The organism is Streptomyces sp. NBC_00569 (assembly GCF_036345255.1).
Classification (GTDB): Bacteria; Actinomycetota; Actinomycetes; order Streptomycetales; family Streptomycetaceae; genus Streptomyces.
In genome coordinates, this window is sequence record NZ_CP107783.1 from 1,680,625 (window position 1) to 1,699,522 (window position 18,898).

The 18,898-nt window shown below is 67.6% G+C and carries 17 protein-coding genes and 1 pseudogene; 9 read left to right on the forward strand and 9 right to left on the reverse strand.

Annotation, left to right across the window (positions count from 1 at the left end; all coding sequences use genetic code 11):
- Nucleotides 1–20 precede the first annotated feature (20 nt).
- The 6 genes from OHO83_RS07725 to OHO83_RS07750 all read left to right on the forward strand — a co-directional run bounded on the left by OHO83_RS07725 (nt 21) and on the right by OHO83_RS07750 (nt 8,761).
- Entirely contained in the window at nt 21–2,264 is a 2,244-nt protein-coding gene (locus OHO83_RS07725; protein WP_330278955.1) for a bifunctional glycosyltransferase/CDP-glycerol:glycerophosphate glycerophosphotransferase, read from the forward strand.
- A gap of 64 nt (nt 2,265–2,328) precedes the next feature.
- Nucleotides 2,329–3,867 carry a hypothetical protein gene (locus OHO83_RS07730; RefSeq protein WP_330278956.1) on the forward strand — a complete coding sequence of 513 codons (1,539 nt, stop codon included), beginning with the start codon at nt 2,329–2,331 and terminating at the stop codon, nt 3,865–3,867.
- Nucleotides 3,868–4,040: 173 nt separating this feature from the next.
- Nucleotides 4,041–5,474 carry a hypothetical protein gene (locus OHO83_RS07735; RefSeq protein WP_266677526.1) on the forward strand — a complete coding sequence of 478 codons (1,434 nt, stop codon included), beginning with the start codon at nt 4,041–4,043 and terminating at the stop codon, nt 5,472–5,474.
- A gap of 98 nt (nt 5,475–5,572) precedes the next feature.
- Nucleotides 5,573–7,624: a N,N-dimethylformamidase beta subunit family domain-containing protein gene (locus tag OHO83_RS07740; RefSeq protein ID WP_330278957.1), complete on the forward strand. Its 2,052-nt coding sequence runs from the start codon at nt 5,573–5,575 to the stop codon at nt 7,622–7,624.
- Between the two features lie 39 nt (nt 7,625–7,663).
- Complete coding sequence (locus OHO83_RS07745) at nt 7,664–8,092, forward strand: hypothetical protein (protein ID WP_330278958.1); 429 nt, start codon at nt 7,664–7,666, stop codon at nt 8,090–8,092.
- A gap of 45 nt (nt 8,093–8,137) precedes the next feature.
- Entirely contained in the window at nt 8,138–8,761 is a 624-nt protein-coding gene (locus OHO83_RS07750; RefSeq protein ID WP_330278959.1) for an acyltransferase, read from the forward strand.
- 51 nt (nt 8,762–8,812) lie between these two features.
- Here OHO83_RS07750 and OHO83_RS07755 read toward each other — a convergent pair whose 3' ends face one another.
- Nucleotides 8,813–9,736 (reverse strand): glycosyltransferase family 2 protein, encoded by a 924-nt coding sequence (locus OHO83_RS07755; protein WP_330278960.1) that lies wholly within the window; start codon nt 9,734–9,736, stop codon nt 8,813–8,815.
- A 117-nt stretch (nt 9,737–9,853) separates the two neighbouring features.
- On the opposite strand from OHO83_RS07755, the gene OHO83_RS07760 reads away from it, so the two are divergent.
- Nucleotides 9,854–10,309 carry a GtrA family protein gene (locus tag OHO83_RS07760; protein WP_266677516.1) on the forward strand — a complete coding sequence of 152 codons (456 nt, stop codon included), beginning with the start codon at nt 9,854–9,856 and terminating at the stop codon, nt 10,307–10,309.
- An 87-nt stretch (nt 10,310–10,396) separates the two neighbouring features.
- Here the strand turns inward: OHO83_RS07760 and OHO83_RS07765 are convergent, their stop codons facing one another.
- Nucleotides 10,397–11,434 carry a Gfo/Idh/MocA family oxidoreductase gene (locus OHO83_RS07765; protein WP_330278961.1) on the reverse strand — a complete coding sequence of 346 codons (1,038 nt, stop codon included), beginning with the start codon at nt 11,432–11,434 and terminating at the stop codon, nt 10,397–10,399.
- Nucleotides 11,431–12,528 (reverse strand): DegT/DnrJ/EryC1/StrS family aminotransferase, encoded by a 1,098-nt coding sequence (locus OHO83_RS07770; protein ID WP_330278962.1) that lies wholly within the window; start codon nt 12,526–12,528, stop codon nt 11,431–11,433. Before OHO83_RS07770 ends, OHO83_RS07765 begins: the two co-directional genes overlap by 4 nt.
- Before the next feature lie 600 nt (nt 12,529–13,128).
- On the opposite strand from OHO83_RS07770, the gene OHO83_RS07775 reads away from it, so the two are divergent.
- The gene (locus OHO83_RS07775) at nt 13,129–13,734 is read left to right on the forward strand and encodes a hypothetical protein (protein ID WP_266677510.1); all 606 of its coding nucleotides are present in this window, start codon (nt 13,129–13,131) and stop codon (nt 13,732–13,734) included.
- A gap of 69 nt (nt 13,735–13,803) precedes the next feature.
- On the opposite strand, the gene OHO83_RS07780 is transcribed toward OHO83_RS07775, so the two are convergent.
- A complete protein-coding gene (locus OHO83_RS07780; protein WP_266680329.1) occupies nt 13,804–14,127 on the reverse strand; it encodes a hypothetical protein in 324 nt (107 codons plus the stop codon).
- Nucleotides 14,057–14,483, reverse strand: a pseudogene (locus tag OHO83_RS07785) (hypothetical protein); the annotation flags it as partial. The pseudogene OHO83_RS07785 and the gene OHO83_RS07780, both read right to left, overlap by 71 nt.
- 425 nt (nt 14,484–14,908) lie before the next feature.
- Here OHO83_RS07785 and OHO83_RS07790 point away from each other — a divergent pair.
- A complete protein-coding gene (locus OHO83_RS07790; RefSeq protein WP_266677508.1) occupies nt 14,909–15,940 on the forward strand; it encodes a 7-epi-alpha-eudesmol synthase in 1,032 nt (343 codons plus the stop codon).
- 326 nt (nt 15,941–16,266) lie between these two features.
- Here OHO83_RS07790 and OHO83_RS07795 read toward each other — a convergent pair whose 3' ends face one another.
- The 4 genes from OHO83_RS07795 to OHO83_RS07810 are packed head-to-tail and all read right to left on the reverse strand — an operon-like array spanning nt 16,267 to nt 18,896.
- Nucleotides 16,267–17,535 carry a cytochrome P450 gene (locus tag OHO83_RS07795; protein WP_330278963.1) on the reverse strand — a complete coding sequence of 423 codons (1,269 nt, stop codon included), beginning with the start codon at nt 17,533–17,535 and terminating at the stop codon, nt 16,267–16,269.
- On the reverse strand, nt 17,532–18,137 hold the full coding sequence (locus OHO83_RS07800; protein WP_266677504.1) for a GTP-binding protein: 606 nt from the start codon (nt 18,135–18,137) through the stop codon (nt 17,532–17,534). Before OHO83_RS07800 ends, OHO83_RS07795 begins: the two co-directional genes overlap by 4 nt.
- Complete coding sequence (locus OHO83_RS07805; RefSeq protein ID WP_266677502.1) at nt 18,118–18,489, reverse strand: DUF742 domain-containing protein; 372 nt, start codon at nt 18,487–18,489, stop codon at nt 18,118–18,120. The genes OHO83_RS07800 and OHO83_RS07805 overlap by 20 nt, the downstream gene beginning before the upstream one ends.
- Nucleotides 18,486–18,896 (reverse strand): roadblock/LC7 domain-containing protein, encoded by a 411-nt coding sequence (locus OHO83_RS07810; RefSeq protein WP_266677500.1) that lies wholly within the window; start codon nt 18,894–18,896, stop codon nt 18,486–18,488. Before OHO83_RS07810 ends, OHO83_RS07805 begins: the two co-directional genes overlap by 4 nt.
- Between the last annotated feature and the right edge of the window lie 2 nt (nt 18,897–18,898).

Below are 18,898 nucleotides of genomic sequence, written 5' to 3' on the forward strand. Positions count from 1 at the left end.
CTACGACCATGGAAGAGCCCGTGCCTCGTTTCAGCGTCATCGTCCCCGTCTACAAGGTCCAGGGCTACCTGCGCGAGTGCCTCGACTCGATCCTGACCCAGTCCTGCACCGACATCGAGGTCATCGCGGTCGACGACTGCTCGCCCGACAACTGCGGCGCGATCATCGACGAGTACGCGGCGCGCGACGCCCGTGTCACAGCGGTCCACCTGCCTCAGAACGTCGGCCTCGGCCGGGCACGCAACGCGGGGGCCGGTCACGCCACGGGTGACTACTTGCTCTTCCTCGACAGCGACGACAGTTACACACCCGGGGCGCTGCAAGCCATCGAAGAGCGGCTCACCGCCACCGACGACCCGGACATTCTCGTGTTCGACCATGTGCGCACGCACTGGTGGGGCCGTGGCGGCAGGAGCATGACGGCGGATCTGCTCGCCTCCGCGGGTACGGACACGTTCGACATCGTGAGCAGTCCCCAGTATCTGCATCTGTTCCTGGTGGCCTGGAACAAGGCATACCGCCGCGACTTCTTCACGGGCCACGGATTCACCTACCGGCCAGGCCTGTACGAGGACGCCCCGGTCACCTATCAGGCGCTGATGTCCGCGCGTCGCATCGGGTGTCTGGACCGGGTGTGCGTCGAGTATCTGCAGCGCAGGAGTGGCGCGATCACCCGCACCCCGGGACGAAGGCACTTCGACATCTTCACGCAGTACTCGGGACTGTTCGCGTTTCTCGACGACCACCCGGAAATGCACGAGTCGAGACCACTCCTCTTCGAGCGGATGATCAACCACTTCCTGGCGACGATGCCGCTCAGCGAGCGGGTGCTGCCCGAGGACCGGTCCGCCTTCTACCGGGAGACGGTGGACTTCTACCGGCGCCACAAGCCGGATGGTTTCACTCCGCCGGACGATGCCTACCGCGCCCAGTGGCGCCTGATCGCGCGCAGCCCCTACTCCGTGTTCCAGGCGTACGCGCTGGCCGAGCGGCTGGGGCGCGCGTCCCTGCGCAAGCAGCGCAAACTGTGCGCGGCGACCACCCGGCAGGTCAAGCGCGCCTACGCCGGGACCCAGCGCCGGCTCCGTCTCGATCCGAACCTCGCCGTGTACTCGGCCTCCTGGCACCGCGGTGTTCTCGGCGATCCCGCGGCCGTCCATGAGGCGGCCCGCATGCTGGCCCCGCACATCGACGCGGTGTGGGTGGTGCGGCCGGACGCTGTGGCGCAGCTGCCGAGTGGCATCGACTACGTCACTCCGGACACACCGCGCTACCACCGGGTGACGAGCCGCGCCACGTACTTCGTCAACAACGTCGACTGGACACTCGGCCTGGTGAAGCGCCCGGGGCAGATCCATGTCCACACCCACGAGGGCACGCCTCTGGGGCACATGGGCGTCGACCTGCTCAGCCGTCCGGCCGCCAAGTATCGCGCCGATGTCCGCGCGCAGCTGCGGCGCGCGGACCGCTGGGACTTCAGCCTGGTCTCCAGTCCGTACGCGCAGCAGATCTGGGACCGCGCCTATCCCTGTCACTTCACCTCACTGCCGACCGGCGCCCCGCGCAACGACGTGCTGGTGAGGGGTGACCATATGCGGAAGGTCGCCCTGCGCAAGCGGCTCGGTGTCCCGGACGGCAACACGGTGGTGCTCTACGCCCCGACCCGGCGCGACCATCGCAAGTCGTACGTCCCGCGGCTCGACTTCGAGCAGCTGCTGCGGGGGCTCGGGCCGACGGTCACGCTGCTCGTCCGGTTGCATCCGAAGGACGCGCAGGCCCCGTTCCGCGGTCTGCAGCTACGCGACCTCCAGCGGCGCGGGCTGCTCCTCGACGTCACCGACGAGCCCTCGGCCGTGGACATGATGCTCGTCTCCGACGCCCTCGTGACGGACTACTCGTCCCTGCTGTTCGACTACGCCAACACCGACCGCCCGATCATCGTCCATGGCGATGACTGGGAGGCGTACCGGGCGGCCCGCGGCGTCTACTTCGATGTGCTGGCCGACCCGCCGGGCCATGTCACCACCACTACCGACGAGTTGACGGATCTGTTCGCCTCCGGGGCGTGGCAGGACGCGCGCTCCGCCGCTCTGCGCGCCGACTTCCGCCGGCGGTTCTGCCCCTACGACGACGGGCACGCGGCCGCCCGGGTGGTCTCTCTGGTCATGCTCGGCCGGGAGCACCCCCCGTCGGTCATTCCCCAGCAGGACGCACGACAGCTCCGACAGTCCGCACGCTCCGCTCTTCCGGACGGCACACGCTGACGTGCGCCCTCAGGCATCACCTCCCGACGGCCGCTTCGGTCCGGACACCCAGGAGATCTCCGCCATGTCAGACGCCCTTCACCGTTCCTGGCCACGGACCGCGACCGCGAAGGCACGGGCGCTGTGGACGCGCGTTCCGGCGGCGCTGCGGTTGCCGCTCGTCGTCCTCCTTTCCTGCCAGGCCTGTTACCTGCTCTGGTGGATGGCCTTCTACCCGGGAATGATCGACTACGACGCGCTCGCGTACACCTGGCAGGTCACCACCGATCACTGGATCTCGAACCATTCGGTCCTCTACAACTCCCTTCTCTGGCTGAGTCTCAACACCACCGGTGGCTTTGCAGCCCTGACGCTGTTTCAGACGATGGCGATGTCCGCCGTGCTCGCCTACGCGTGCGCGAGCCTGCGCACCGTCGGCGTACGCGGGCGATGGAGCGCACCGGCCGCGCTGGCGTGCGCCCTGGCCCCGCCGCTCGCCTCGTTCACCGTCTACGTGGGGAAGGACGTACCGTTCACGATCTGTGCGTTGCTGGTGTTCGCCGTCACGGCACGGCTGACGGGCAGGCGGCTGCGGGGAACCTGGAACGGCTGTCTGCGTCGCTCCGAACTCCTGCTGCTGTGCGTCGGCTTCTTCGGAATCAGCCTCTTCCGCAACAACGGCTTCCCTGTCGCCGTGATCGCCGCGCTGTGCCTTCTTCCGGTGCTGCCCGGTGCGCGGCGCGTGATCACCACGCTGGTCACCCTCACCACTGCCGTGACCTTGACGCTGATGTTCGTCGTCTACGCGGCGGTGGGCATCCAGAAGCCGCCGAAAACGCTCGTCTACAACCTCCACTACGCGGACCTGTCGGTGACCTACGCGCAGGCACCCGAGCTGTTCACCAAGGACGATCTGCAGCTGATGGCCAAGACGGCGCCGCTCTCGGACTGGCGCACGACGGGAACCACATGCTTTGCCTCCGACCCGCTGTACCGCAAGCTCAACCGGCACGTCACCGACCAACTCACCCAGCCACTGGTCCAGTTGTGGTGGCGCACCCTGCGCAAGGCCCCCCAGAAGGTGATGGGCGCACGGCTGTGCCGCGGACACATCGCCTGGGCCGTCTTCCCCGGGCCGCAGGATCAGGGCGGCCGGACGTACAACGCTCTCAACCGGGTGGATCCGGTGTTCTACAAGTGGTACTCGGAGATGCGGACGAGCCCGTACAACAGGGCGGCCCAGCCCCGGCCCCTGTCCGAAGGCCTCCACCACGTCGGCTCCTTCGCGTACGCCGCCGCCCACGTCCCCCAGCTGGAGTGGCTCCTGTGGCGCGGCGCCATCTGGTCCTACGCCACCTATGCGCTCGTCACCCGGCTCGCCCGGTCGCGCCGCTGCCGCCCCCTGTTCGCGCTGACGGGCGTCACCTTCGGCACTCAGCTCACCGTGTTGGTCGCGACCCCCTCGCCGTGCTTCCGCTACATGGCGGCCCCCATGTTCATCGGCGTGCTCTGCCTGTCACTCATCCCCGCGCTGCGCGGTGCGGTGAGTCCCGTCGCCCCGCCCTGGGTGCCCGGAGCGAGGCCGGCCACCACCGTGCCGAAGAACGTGGAGTACGCCCCGTAGAGGCACCCGCAGCAGCTCACACCCCTCGCCGGTCCGGCCCGAACGCCCAGGAGATCTCCACCGTGTCAGATGCCCGCCTCCCCTCCGCAGTCCGGGCCGGTGGATCCGGGGTGACGGCGGCCTCGAGGGTACGGGCCCTCCGGTCCCGCGTACCGCCGGCACTGCGTCTGCCCGTGGCCGTCTTCCTCGCGTGCCAGGCCTGCTACCTGCTGTGGTGGGCGGCCTTCTACCCGGGTCTGATGAGCGTGGACTCCGTGGTCTACACGTGGCAGGTCACCACCGGCCACTGGCGCTCGGACCACTCGGTGCTCTACAACGCGCTGGTCCGGCTGACCCTCGACATCACGGGGGACCTCTCGGCCCTGACCCTGCTGCAGACCATCGCGATGTCCGCCGTCCTCGCCTATGCCTGCGCGGGCCTGCGGACTCTGGGTGTACGGGGGCGGTGGAGCGCACCGGCCGCGGTGGCCTGCGCGGCGACTCCACCGCTCGGGTCCTTCATCGTCTTCATGTGGAAGGACGTGCCGTTCACCATCTGCGCGGTGCTGGTGTTCGCCGTGTCCGTACGGCTGTTGGGCAGGCGTGCGCACGGCACGTGGAACGGCCGTCTGCGGCACTCGGAGCTCTTGCTGCTGTGCACCGGGCTGCTGGGTGTCGACCTCTTCCGCAACAACGGCTTCCCGGTGTCCGTGATCGCGTCGCTGGCCCTTCTCCTGGCGCTGCCCGGGGCCCGGCTCCTGATCGCCGGGCTGGCGTCCGCCACCACCACTCTGACGCTGTTGCTCGCTCTCGTGATCTATCCGGCGGTCGGCATCGAGCAGCCGAGCAAGGCGTTCCTCTACAACCTGCACTACGCCGACCTCGCCGTGACGTACGCGCGCACACCGGGACAGTTCACCCCGGCCGATCTGCGGCTGATGGCCCAGGTGGCACCACTCTCGACCTGGCACGACGCCGGTACCAACTGCTACGTGTCCGACGTCCTTTACTACAACCCGACGCTGAACCGGGCCGCGGCCACCCAGCTCACCGAACCGCTGGTGGGGTTGTGGTGGCGCACCCTGCGCCGGTCTCCGCAGGAGATCCTCGGCGCACGCCTGTGCCGAGCCCACATCGCCTGGGCCGTCTTCCCCGGACCGGCGGACAAGGACGCCAGGACCTGGACGTACGGCACATCGATCCCCGCCGACCTGTGGGGCTTCAGCCCGATCGAGGACAGCCCGTACCGGTCGCTGCTCAAGGCCCGACCGCTGTCCCGCGCTCTTCACCACGCCGCCACGTTCGGCCGCTCCGCCTTCGGCGTCCCCCAGCTGGAGTGGCTCCTCTGGCGTGGCGCCACCTGGTGCTACGCCACCTATGCGCTGGTCGCCCTGCTCACCCGGGCCCGCCGCCGACGTGCCCTGCTCGCCCTCGCGGGCGTCTCTCTCGGCGTGCAGCTCACCGTGCTCGTCGCCAACCCCGCGCCGTGCTTCCGCTACATGGCGGCACCCATGTTCATCGGCGTGCTGTGTCTGTCGCTGATCCCGGCCCTCAGGGCCGAACCCGCCGAACGCTCCAGGAACGGAAGCCGCGGCGACTTGATTCGACCGGCTGCGCCATCCGCATGACCCTCGGCCCGACCAGATCGTGTCGATTCTTGCGCGTGGACAAGTGACACACAATCATCCCTGCTCACGACTGCTTGTCCGGGAGGGCACCGAAAGATATGGCCTACGACCCTCAACAACGGTTCTTGAACTTGGTGCCCGGTGGCAACGGAATTATTTACACCATTCAGGCCGACGGAAATCTTTACTGGTATCGGCACATCAACTGGACCACCGGCACTCCCCCGTCCTGGGCGAACTCCGGATCTGGCCGGCTCATCGGGACCAGCTGGCACAAGTTCCGCTTCGTCCTGGCCGCGGCCGACGGACAGATCTTCGCGTTCATGCCCAACGGTGACCTGCTCTGGTACCGATACATGCTGTCCGACATCAACACCGGTGCCGGCAGCTGGCACTCGGCGAGCGGCAGCCGAATCGGCACCCAATGGAACTTCCCGCGGGTGATCGGCGGATGGAACAACGTCCTCTACGCGGAGGACGGCAACGGAGACCTGCGCTGGTACAAGTACACCGGCACCAACGGCTCCTTCAGCTGGGCGGAGAATTCGGGTTCCAAGATCGGTTCGCAATGGCAGACCTACACCCAGCTGTTCGCCGACCCCAACGGGGTGATTTTCGGAACGCGGCACGGCAGCGCTCTCAGCTGGTTCCGCTACCTCGGGACAAACGGAACGTTCAACTGGGCGAACGGCGGCGTGCCTGTCGACACCACCATTCTGGGGCCGTTCGAGAGGGGGCTCTTCTCCAACGGTTCCGGTGCCGTGTACAAGATCAAGACGAACACCGCCAACCCGCCGGGCCCCGACAACCAACTCCAGTGGTATCGCCTGCTCAACTCCGAGACCGTCAACACCAGCGGTGTCCAATGGGCCAGCGGGTCAGGCGCCGTGGTCGGCTCGGGCTTCACCCGCGAGAACTCCGCGGCACTGCAGGGATATCCGACGTCGTTGTCCACCCGACAAGGCACGAGTCTCGGCATTCACGTGTCGACGACCTTCCCTTCGTACACGTCCTCCACTCTTCGCCTCGCTCCCACCACGGGCGCCCCCGTCGTAGTCACCCAGCCCACCACTCGAACCGGGCAGTTCCAGCCGCTGCAGAGCGGATACCACAGCGCGGGATGCGGGTGGAGCCAGTCCTTCTCCGTCTCCGTGGGAACCGGGACAAGCTGGCCCTCGGGCGTCTACGCCTCACAATTGAAGTCACCCCAGGGCAAAGAACACAACGTCATGTTCGTCGTGCGGCCTTCAACACCGCAGCGACAGATCGCCGTCCTGGTGCCCACCAATACGTACAATGCCTACAATTTCTGGGGCGGGCACAACCAATACACGACCGGCCAGGCCGGTGCACAGCGCACCGTCACCATGCAGCGCCCCCAAATGGGAACCTCGTGGGACAACTTCTACACGACCGCGACCGGCATCATCGACCATCTCCTCTACAGTGACCTTCAGCTGTTTCGATGGATGAGCTCAAAGAGCGTCGCATACGACTGCTACGCCGACACCGACCTGCATGCGACGGGCTCCAACTGGCTGCGGACTCCCTCGCAGGGCGGACATTACAAGGCGCTGGTACTGACCACGCATCCCGAGTACTTCTCGCAAACCGCGCGTGACAACGTCGTGGCCTTCCAGAACAACGGCGGGCGCATCATCTACCTGGGCGGCAACGGCATCTATGAACGGATGCAGTACACCGCGGACGGTAACGCGATCATTTTCCGGCGGCCCGACGGCAGTCGAGATGTCTACGCGGACTCCGGACAGTCCGAATCGCAAATCCTGGGCGTATCCCACTACCAGCCGACATATATGAGCTTCGCCCCGTACCAGGTGCGCGACACCACCAGCAATCCCTTTACCGCGGGTACCGGCCTGAGCGTGGGAGACACCTTCGGCAGCGTCTCCTACGACATCGCCGCCAGCGGCTGGGAAGTCGACCGCCGGCAGGGTGCCGTGCCCGGTTCCGTACTCATCGCGGAAGGCCTCAACACGACGGGCGGGGCCGAAATGCTGTACGTGCCGGCCAGCGACACCAAGGGCTGGGTGTTCTCGGTCGGCTCCCTGTCCTTCACCGGCAGCGTTCCGATCGACACCGCGATCCAGAAACTCCTGCTGAACGTTTTCACGCAAGCGGTGGCCTAGTTCCTCGTGGCCCGACCCCACTGACGGAGAGAAGAGAACATGCAGGAGATGTCGCGGCGCACCGTACTGGTCGGCGCCACAGCGTCGACGATCGCGCTGGGCCTTCCCACCTCGACAGCCGACGCGGAGCCCGCGCGTGAGGCACCGCCGGTCACGAGTGTCTGCAAAGCCCTGGGCAGCACACAGGTCTGCGTCACGGCACGAGAGGTCCAGGACGTGACCGGCCTCCAGTACGTCATCACCAACGGCGGCGCTCGGCCGATGACTTACACGGTGTGGTACGTGGATGTGACCGGGGGCCCCGAATCCGGCAAGGTCAAGGAAACGGTGGAGGCAGGAGAGACGGTCGTCGGATACTTCTACGGCGCCATCCAGCACTGCTTCACGCTGCACTTGTGCGATGAGGCAGAGACCCAATGCGTCGCCCTCGGTCCCGTCTGCGGCCCGTATCCGTCGGCCTGGGAGTAGACCAAGTCCCCGCACCCAGATGCCCGCCGGGTCGTTCCACAGCACATGAAGCAGAACAGTGAAGTGTCCCTCGCTCCGGTCCGGACGGCAGCCGGGGCCCAGGTCGACGAGTCGGCCGCACTGGGCCCCGGCACCGCCGTGTGGGAACTCGCCCAGATCCGTGAGCAGGCCGTGCTCGGCGATGACTGCGTCGTGGGGAGAGGCGCCTATGTCGGCCCCGGGGTCCGGATCGGCGACGGGGTCAAGATTCAGAACCTCGCTCTGGTCTACGAGCCTGCGGAGCTCGGCAACGGCGTCTTCATCGGCCCCGCGGTCGTACTGACGAACGACCACAACCCGCGCTCGGTCGATCCCGAAGGGCGCCCCAAGGGACGCGGCGACTGGGAGCCCGTGGGGGTCACGGTCGCCGAGGGCGCATCGCTCGGCGCGCGCTCCGTCTGCGTGGCCCCGGTCCGCGTCGGCCGCTGGGCGATGGTCGCCGCCGGCGCCGTGGTCACGCGGGACGTGCCGGACTTCGCGCTCGTCGCCGGCGTCCCGGCCCGTCACATCGGCTGGGTGGGCCGCGCGGGACAGCGGCTCCGTGAGCTCCCCGGCTCGCCCGGCATGTGGGAGTGCCCGCACACCGGCGTGCTGCACACCGAAAAGGACGGCGTACTCACAGAGGCCTGATGCAAAAAGCCGCCGTCCCTTATCCGCAGCCGCCGGTCACGCCCCTCCGATTCAGACAGTGGCGGCCCGGCGGTCCGGACTCTCCTGGATATCGAGCATGAGGGCGCCGATGAGAAAGTGAATCCCGGTGAGGATCGGCAGGGAAGCCAGCAGGACACTTCCTGCGCTGGCACTCGCAGGCCCGAGCGTGTGGATCAACACCCAGGTGCTCGCCACGCCACCGAAGGTGATGAGACACAGTCCCGCCAGGAGCAGGAGAGCGATCGGCGAGAAGGAGAAGACGACGTACTTCAGGACGACACGCCGGCCGGTCCCGCGCGCCAACTGAGCGATCAACGCGGGAATGACCTTGTGCATCCGCATCGTGGACACCTCACTCCCGTAGACCGCGGGGATAGGGACGTCACAGGCCGGAATCCTGAGGATGTTCAGATTGATGAGAAGGTCGTTCTCGAACGAGTAGTCCTTGGCCACGCGGTCGAGATTGAGCCGTTCCAGTGCTGTCCTGTGGATCGCGGTGTACCCGTTCTGAGGGTCGAACAGATGCCAGTACCCGGATGCCAGCTTGGTCATGAAAGAAAGAATGATGTTCCCGAGAATCCGGTATTTCGGCATGCCCCGGTAGGAGTCGCGGGAGTAGAAACGGTTGGCCTTCGTGAAGAGAGCGGTCCCGTCACAGATCGGAGCGATCAGGGCAGGCAGATAGGCCGGGTCCATCTGTCCGTCGCCGGCCATGACCACCGAGACGTCGCAGCCCAGCCGCAACGCCTCCAGGTGCCCGTCGCACACCGCCCCACCGACACCGGTGTTGTCCTCGTGCCGGATGAGGACCATCCGCGGATCGCCGGCGGCGATCGCCTCGGAGGCCGTCTCGTCACTGCTGGCGTCGTCGATCACCACGATATGGTCGACGAAATCGGGCATCGTGCTGATCGTCCGGGCGATCAGCTTTTCCTCGTTGTACGCCGGCACCACGACGGCGACTCGCATGTTTTGATACACGAAGAAAAACCCTCTCACGGTCCTTTTCCTGGAACCCGCCTGCGACGACGGCCTTGAGCACGGAGGAAGGTATCAGAAATCATTCAGAGAATGTGGAACTCCGCCCGCCGCCTCTCATCGGCCGATACGACAAGATTCCTTCTCGTAGGAGGGCTCTGCTACAGCATCGACGTAGGGACACTGGTCCTGCTGCACGGTGTACTTCATATGCCATTGGCCGCGGCCACCTCACTGGCGTTCGTCACCGTATTGGCGGTCAATTTTAGCCTCAACAGATCCTTCGTCTTCCGAAGCGGAGCGATGGCCCGCCCGGCCATTGTCAAATACCTCGTCCTCGTCGCATTGAATTACTGTGCAACCCTGGCAACGGTCACCGGGTTGACCGCTCTGGGCCTGGCTTACGTAGCAGCCAAGACGGCGTCGACCATCATCAATGCCGTGGCAAATTACGGTGCGTTTCGATGGTGGGTCTTCAGATCCCCCGCCGCGCGAGAGACCCGCAGTCCGGGCAGTCCGGGCCGGCCCGAGCCGATCCGAGAGCCGTGACCGCGCACCACGTGGCGACGACCATTCCCCTGGCCCTGTGCGTTCGTTGGGCGCGGAGAACCGAACGAGCCCACAGGCCAGGGTGACTCAGGACCGCTGGGTGACCGCCGCCAGATTCCGGGGATGGTGGATCTGCAGCGGCAGGGACGCCTTGCGCCGTGCCGAGTCCAGGACCACCTCGGCGACCTCCACCGTCCTCAGCCCCTGGCCGAGAGTGACGATGTCCATGGCCTTGCCCTCGACGGCGTCACGGAACCGCTCGTGCTCGACCAGCAGCGGCTCGCGCTTGAGAATCGCGAACCGGACCATGTCACCCTCGGCGGCCCCGCGGAACGTGCTCAGCGCTTCCCACTCCGTGGCGAAGGCGCCATTGGCATGGAAGGTGAGATCAGCGGTGAGGGTGTCCGCGATGAAGCAGCCCTTCTCGCCGGTCACCGCCGTGAAGCGCTCCTTGAGCGGGCTGAGCCAGTTCACGAGATGACTGACCATCGTGCCGTCGGTGAGCTCACCGACGACCGCGACCATGTCCTCGTGCGGGCGGCCGCTCTTGGACACGGTGCGGGCCGCCACGGAGGCGTAGCGGCAACCCGTCACCCAGCTGGTCAGATCGATGTCGTGGGTCGCCAGGTCCTTGACGACACCCACGTCCGCGATGCGCTGCGGGAAAGGCCCCTGCCGTCGCGTGACCACCTGGAACATCTCGCCGAGCTCGCCCGCCTCCAGACGCGAACGCAGGCTCTGCAGCGCCGGGTTGAAGCGCTCGATGTGCCCGACACCGGCGGTCAGGCCGGCGCCCTCGAAGGCGTCGACCAGTCGCCGGGCCGCGGCCGCGGAGTGGGCGAGCGGCTTCTCGATCAACGCACACACGCCGTTCGCGGCCAGAGCGAGGCCGATCTCCTCGTGCAGCACCGTGGGGCAGGCGACCACGGCGTAGTCGAGGCCGAACGCGAGCAGCTCGGGCAGAGTGGCGACGACCGGCGCGCCACGAGCGGCACCCGTGGGGTCCCCCGCCGGGTCCAAGACGCCGACGAGTTCGACCCCGTCGAGCGACGACAACACCCGCGCGTGGTTGCGTCCCATCGCCCCCAGACCGACAAGCCCCGCACGCAACGTCTGCTTGCTCACCGGACACCTCCGGCCACACTCACGGCCCGTGCGATGCGCTCAAGTTCGCCCTGCCCGAGAGTGGGATGGACCGGCAGAGAGAGCACCTCCGCGGCAGCGCGGTCGGTCTCGGGCAGCGGAGGTCCGGCCGGATCGCGGAACGGCGCCAGACGGTGGATCGGCGTCGGGTAGTACACCGCACTGCCGATGCCCTGCCCCGCCAGTTCCTGCTGCACGGCATCCCTGCGGCCGTCGGGGATGGCGACGGTGTACTGGTGGTAGACGTGCCGGGCACCGTCGGCCACGTGCGGCACGGCCAGCCCCTCGATACGGGAGTCGAGCACCTTGGCGTTGGCCCGCCGCTGCTCGGTCCACGCGGGCAGCTGCTGCAGCTGCACACGGCCCACGGCCGCCGCGACGTCGGTCATACGCAGATTGGCGCCGACGATCTCGTGCGCGTACCGCTGTTCCATGCCCTGATTCCTGAGCAGCCGCAGAGTGCGCGCCAGCTGGCGGTCAGCGGTGGTGATCATGCCGCCTTCGAGTGCGTGCATGTTCTTCGTCGGATAGAAGCTGAAGCATGCGGCCTCGCCGAACGTTCCGACGGGCCGTCCGTGCAGCGCGGCGCCGTGCGCCTGGCAGGCGTCCTCGACGACGGCGAGGCCGTGGCGGGCGGCGAGCGGCAGCAGACGGTCCATGTCGGCCGGATGGCCGTACAGGTGCACGGGGATCAGTGCCGCGGTGCGCGGACCGATCACCGCCGACGCGGCGGCCGGATCGAGGCAGTAGGTGCCGGGCGTGATGTCGGCGAAGACCGGTTCGGCGCCCACCAGGCGGACCGCGTTGGCGGTGGCGGCGAACGAGAAGGAGGGCACCACCACTTCATCGCCCGCTCCGATGCCGAGCGCCATCAGGCTCAGCTGCAGTGCGGAAGTGCCGGAGTTGACGGCGACACAGGTACGTTCGCCGACCAGCTCCGAGAACTCCTCCTCGAACGCGGCCACCTCCGGCCCCTGGATGACATGGCCGCTACGCAGGACGCGTACGGCAGCCTCGATCTCGGCCTCGCCGATCACGGGCCGGGCAGCGGGAATTGGCAGGTTGGACCCAGACACGAGCAGTCTCCGTTAGAGAGCGAGGGAGTCGGCCTGTCGTTCAACCTCAGTTCACTGCGGAGGTTCCGGTTGTCATCATTTGTCAACCCATAAGCAGTATGCGTCAGATGAAGCAATTGGACGCACAACAGTTGTTCACCAAAAAGCACCGCCTTCACAGACGCTGGCTGACCGGCGCGGATTCGGACGAACAGCTCGACCGGCGCACCAATGCCGCGCTTGCGCCCCGTGCACATGTCGGTCATGAGGTGGCGGCGAGGTCAGGCCACCCTTGGCGCCCTCGACCAGGGTGGCGGTGCCGGACCCGCACATCGGGTCGAGGACACAGCGATCCGACCGGATGCAGGTGTGCTGATGGCGTGGGGGCGATCCGACCCGCTCGAACGGTAGAACACGCAGAGTGCCCCACATGGATCAAATGACGCTCGCGAACGGGTGTGATTTACGGTGCCGTCCGCCCTGGCCCGACCATGGAACAGAGTCTGGTCTATGTCTCAAGGCCAATGGGCCGACGGCTGGCACGGAGTTCCGCCCTCCCGATCCGGGTAGCCGTACGGGCAGCCGCCGACTGCCGACGCCTATCGGAAAAGGAGCATGCCCATGCGCCTCTACGCCCAGACCCCGGCACGTCGAACCCGCCAGATCCTCGCAGACCTGATCGCGGCAGCCCTGATCTACGCCGCCGTGAAGCTGGCCTTGGTCGTGCACGACGCGATCGGGCGACTGGCCGAACCGGGCCGCAAAGCGGAAAGCGCCGGCAACAGCCTCTCCGGCGGACTCCACGACGCGGGCGAGGCCGCCTCGAAGGTGCCTTTCGTCGGCGGGCAGTTGAAGAAGCAGCTCGGGTCCGCCGCCGGCGCCGGCACGGGGCTGGCCGACGCAGGTCGCTCGCTCCAGGACACCGTAGGGCACGTGGCCACGCTGACCACGGTCGTCCTGATCGTCATCCCGGTGGTTTTCGTGCTGCTGCTGTGGCTGCCCCCGCGCCTGCGCTGGATCCGCCGCAGCGCCGTCACCCAGCGCCTGGCCGCCGGTCCGGGTGGCGCCGACCTCCTCGCGCTGCGCGTGCTCACCGGTTCACAACGCGCACTCGCAGCGGTGCCCACGCCACCCGGCGGCCTCGCGGAGGCCTGGCGGCGCGGCGACGAACAGGTCATCGCCGACCTGGCGGCGATCGGCATGCGGCAGGCGGGTCTACGCGCCTGACGGCTGGGCAGCGGGCGAGACCTCAGCGAAGCCGCCAGGCCGGCCGCTGTACGCTCGCAGGGTGTCTTCCTAGTCGGCCATCGCAGTCGCGGTGCGGAACTCGTGGACGGGCTGCGGGAACTCATCCCACAGGATCTGCGAGCGCACCTCTCCGCCGAGTGCACCGACGAGGAAGCGGGTCACGGTCATGTCGTACCGCTCCCAGTGCTCGCCGGACTCGTCGTTGACCCGGATGGGGCGGGTGTCGGGGTCGTCGCCCTGCCCCATGAGCCAGTACAGGTACTCGCCGTTGTCCGTGGTTGCCCAGCAGATCAGGCGGGTGGAGCTGTTCCTCGGCGATGTGGAGCCGCTCGTGGAAGACGCGCCACTGCTCCTGCGTGACGTTGACGGCACGGTCGGAGGTGTGGGCCTCCCAGCCCCAGCTGATGTGGCGCGCCCCGGATATCAGCAGAGCCGTCGCCCGGTGCTCCTTGTCGTCCTCGACGGCCCGGCCGATCCAGTCCTGCACACCGTCCAGGTCGGGCCAGTTCGGCCAGGACCTGGTGGTCGCGGCCGAGATCGAAGGGCGTCAGTGCGGCCTTGACCGCCTTCCAGTCACCCGCCTGGGCCGACTCCACCAGCGCGAGCACCCGCGTGTCCCCGAGCACGCGCAGCGTGTACATCCCGTTCCTCTGCCTGCGCGAGACGGGAAGGGCGTACGGATCCGCCGCCGGTCTCTCCGCACCCCTGCCGAACATCTTGTCGAACATGCCGCGCCCTCCCCAGGTCCCGCGTGATCATCCGCAGCACTATGAGCGGCATCACTGACACGGTTTCCACAGGGTTTTCACCCGCACTTCACGGCCCGGGTCCGGGTGGCTCCCCGACCTCTCGCCCCTGAACCGGTCCCCGTCCGGCACCGCCACGACTCCGGCTCGCCGCCGAGCTGTTGTGGACCCTGACGCACCTGCCGCCTGTACCGGCTTCAACCGCCGCGAAACGCCCGGGGCAATTCACTCCCGCCTCAGGAGTTGCGGATCTCACAACATAGATCGTTTAGGCTCTGGGCAGTCTCGAAGCGCACTTGAGCCGTCAACTATCGGCTCAGATCAATCAGTTCGAGTCAGCAGGCGACGACAACGGTCGCCTGTACGCAGGGGCGGGGGCCTGTGATTCGTCTCAAGAGAGGACACGAATGCCACAGGACGTCAGGTTCGAGCTGCCCTTCAGGACCCCGGTCAGCGAGCACTTGGGCTATGCCCGGGAGCGGCATCTGCGCTGGGTCTGGGACATGGGACTGGTGCGCAGCCAGGCCGGCTTCGAGGAGTACCAGTCCTGGGACCTCCCCCAGGCGGCGGCACGCACCTACCCCTACGCCTCGGCCGACGACATGGTCGTCCTGATGAACTGGTTCTCGCTGGCCTTCCTGTTCGACGATCAATTCGACGCGGGCAGGCCCGACCGCGCGGACCGCATAGCGGAGGTGGCACGGGAGCTGATCGTCACTCCGCTCCGCCCGGCCGGGACCACTCCCCGAGTGGTGTGCCCGATCACCGTCGCCTGGACCGAGGTCTGGTCCACCCTCTCGGATGGCATGTCCCTGACTTGGCGGACCCGCTTCGCCGCCTCCTGGGGACGCTTCCTGGCGGCACACACCGAAGAGGTCGACCTGGCTGCGCACGGCCTGGCGGGAACGCTCAGCCTTGAGGAATACGCGGAATTCCGGCGCCGCACGGTCGGAATCCACCACAGCATCGACGCCGGCGAGCGCAGCCGTGGCTTCGAAGTGCCGCCGCAGGTGCAGGCCCATCCCCTCATGGTCCGGATGCGCGACCTTGCCGCGGACACCATCGGGTTCATGAACGACATCCACTCCTTCGAACGTGAGAAGCGTCGAGGTGACGGCCACAACCTGATAGCCGTGCTGCACCGCGAGCGCGGCTGCAGCTGGGAGGAAGCCGCCGCCGAGGCGTACCGGATGACGACCGAGTGCCTGAAGGAGTACCTCGAACTCGAGGCCCGCGTCCCGCACATGTGCGACGAGCTCGGTCTCACCGCCACGCAGCGCCTTCACGTCCAGATGGGTGTGGAGGCCATCCAGCACTGGATCAACGGCAACTACGAGTGGGCCTTGGTTTCCGGCCGTTACAACGCGGCGAAGGAGGGGCCGGCCGTCACTGCAGAGTTGGCGGGCAAGGGGTCGGTGGACGATCTGCTGACCGTGTGACCCACCGGTTCCGCCCGGCCGGCTCCTTCCTGCCGGGCGGAACCGCCCGGGGCACGGCCCGGCGCCCGTTCAAGGTGACGCGCGGGCGCCGGCGCGGGCCTGCGCGGTGCGGGCGCAGTGCAGCAGGCTGATCAGTACGGGGCGACGGTGTCCAAGGCGGTGTCGACGCCGGCGACAGCCGTCCCACTCTTGAGTGGCGACCTGCGGCGGCGCATCGTGATCTGCACGGCAGCGAGCTCCGGAGGCGGCGAGAATGCCTCCGGAGCTCGGTCGTGTCGCAGGTCCGCTCGAATGACGCGGCTCACCCCGCGGTGATCAAACGGCACTCACACCGTGGCGGCCTGCGCCGTGAACTCAACGGGCAGGGCGTCGAGTCGCGCCTCCCAGGTCGAGGCGGTCGAGGTGAGTTCGTCGGCCGGCACCGCCAGGCGCAGGCCGGGCAGGCGGTGGAGCAGGCGGTCGACGGCGACCTCGATGATGGCTTGGCCGATGTTCTGGCCGGGGCACTCGTGTGCACCGCCGCTGAACGCCAGGTGTGACTGGTTGCCCTGGAGCGAGACGCCCGCCTCAGGCCGGATCTCCGGGTCCAGATTGCCGGCCGTGAGCCCCAGAACGAGGAGGTCGCCCTCCTTGACGTGCTGGCCACCGAGTTCCAGGTCGTTGGTCGCGAAGCGTCCCGGCAGGACGGCCAGCGGCGGCGTGTTCCACATGACCTCCTCGACGACTGTGGAGACTTGGAGCTGTCCGCTCACGAGTCCCGCGAGGCGGGAGGCGTCGGTGAGGATCAGCTGTAGCACTCGGGCCAGCAGATTGCTGGTGGTGGTGTGCGCTGTGATCAGGACCAGGCGCAGATGGTTGTGGATCTCGTCTTCGTCGAGGCCCGCGTCATGGCCGAGCAGACCGGTGGTGAAGTCGGCTCCGGGCTCGTCACGCTTGCGCGCGGCGAGGTCCGCAAGGATCTGCATGATGCGGTCGTTGTGCGCGAGAGCGTCTTCACCGCCCTTCATGAGCTGGGCGCAGGAGACGGCCAGGTTGCGCCCCTCGGCCGCGGGGAGCCCGAACAGGCGGGTCAGGACGAGCATCGGCAGGAACTCGGCGTAGTCGCCCACAAGATCGGCGCTGCCTGCATCGGCGAAGGCGTCGATCTGCTTGTTGGCGAAGTGCTCGACGTGGCGGCGGATGCCGCGTCCCGCGACGGTCTGCAGGCTGTCCGTCACCGCGCCGCGCAGTCTGCGGTGCGGCGCGCCGTCCTGCGATACGCAGTCGGGGCGCCAGCCGAGCATCGGGATCAGAGGCGAGGTGGCCTCGACGCGGCCTTCCTTCCAGTCCCGCCAGATCCGCGAGTCACGGCTGAACTGTCGCGGGGTGTCCAGCACCCACCGGCACTCCCGGTACCCGAGAACGAGCCAGGCAGGGATGTCGCCTTCCAGGAGGACCGGCGCCACGGCTCCGTGCTCCTTACGCAGCCGCGCGTAGATGCCGAGCGGGTCGAGCGCCGCTTGGGGCCCGTACAGCCGGGTGAGGTCGCCGTCGCCGCCGTGTGCGACGGGGCATCCACCAGAGGCGTCGGGGCTGTTTGTGGGCTGGTCGGTCATCGGGACTCCAGAGCGACGGCAGAGCGTTCCTTGAGGTGACGTATCAACGCGATGAGAACGTCACGGCTCGATGCGCGGTCGCGTGCGTCGCAGGCAACGACCGGGGTGTCCGGGGAGATGTCGAGGGCGTCCCGGATCTCTTCCACCGGGTGGTCCTTGGAGTCGGGGAAGACGTTCAGAGCTATGACGAAGGGCACGCCCTGCCGCTCCATCTCCTCGATGGCGCGAAAGCTCGAGGCCAGCCGCCGGGTGTCCACGAGGACCACCGCGCCGAGGGCGCCCTTGAACAGGCCGTTCCACAGGAACCAGAACCGCTCCTGGCCCGGCGTCCCGAACAGGTAGAGGACGAGGTCCTCATTGATGCCGATCTTGCCGAAATCCAGGCTGACGGTGGTCTGCGTCTTGTCCGCCACACCGATCAGGTTGTCGACGCCTGCGCTGGCCTGGGTCAGCGTCTCCTCAGTGGTCAGCGGCTTGATGTCGCTGACCGAACCCACCATGGTGGTCTTGCCGGTGCCGAAGCCGCCGGCAATCATCACCTTCACCGAGCGGGTGCCCCCGGTCGTCTGCCGGTTGGCGTGGTCAAAGCCGTTGAAGTGCACTGAGTACCTCCTCGAGGAGCGCAAGGTCGGGCCCGCTGCCGGCGCTCGACGCCGGGATGGGATTACGGGCTTCGACGCGGCCTGCGTCCAGCAGATCGGCCAGGAGCACCGCGACAATGTTGAAGGGCAGACGCAGGTGGGCGCCGAGTTCGGCCACCGCCAGCGGATCGCGGCAGCGCCGGATGATCTCCTCGTGCTCGTGCTGCATGCCGGGTACGGCCGCGGCGCGGGAGACGATGAGGGTCGCCACGTCAAGGCTTGAGGCGGAACCGCCCGGTCCGCTGCGGCCACCCGTGAGGACGTAGTAGCGCTCGAGACCGGACGGGTCCGTGGGCGGGCGGGGAGCACTCATCCAGAATTCTCGTCCAGACGCGGGGTGGTGCCCAGGAGCTCACCCATCCTGCGGGCCAAGTCCCTCATCTGGTGGCCGAGAAGCCCCTGATCGAGGCCTTCCCTGGCCACCACTCCCAGGTACGTCTCCACGCCTGCCCTCACCACGAAGAGGTGACCTCCGTCGACCTCGATCATGGCGAGCCGCAGCTGACCGGCGTACTTGGGGAACTGCTCGGCCACCGGCTGGGCCAGCGCCTGCAGGCCCGCGACGACGGCGGCGAACCGGTCCACGTCGTCGGGATCATCGGCACCGTGGGACGTGATGGCCTTGCCGTCACTCGATGCCACAAGGGCGAAGCGGATCTCCGGGATGCTCTCCGTCAGGTCACGGAGCGCCCAGCTCACGTCGGTTCCCTGTTGAGTCATGT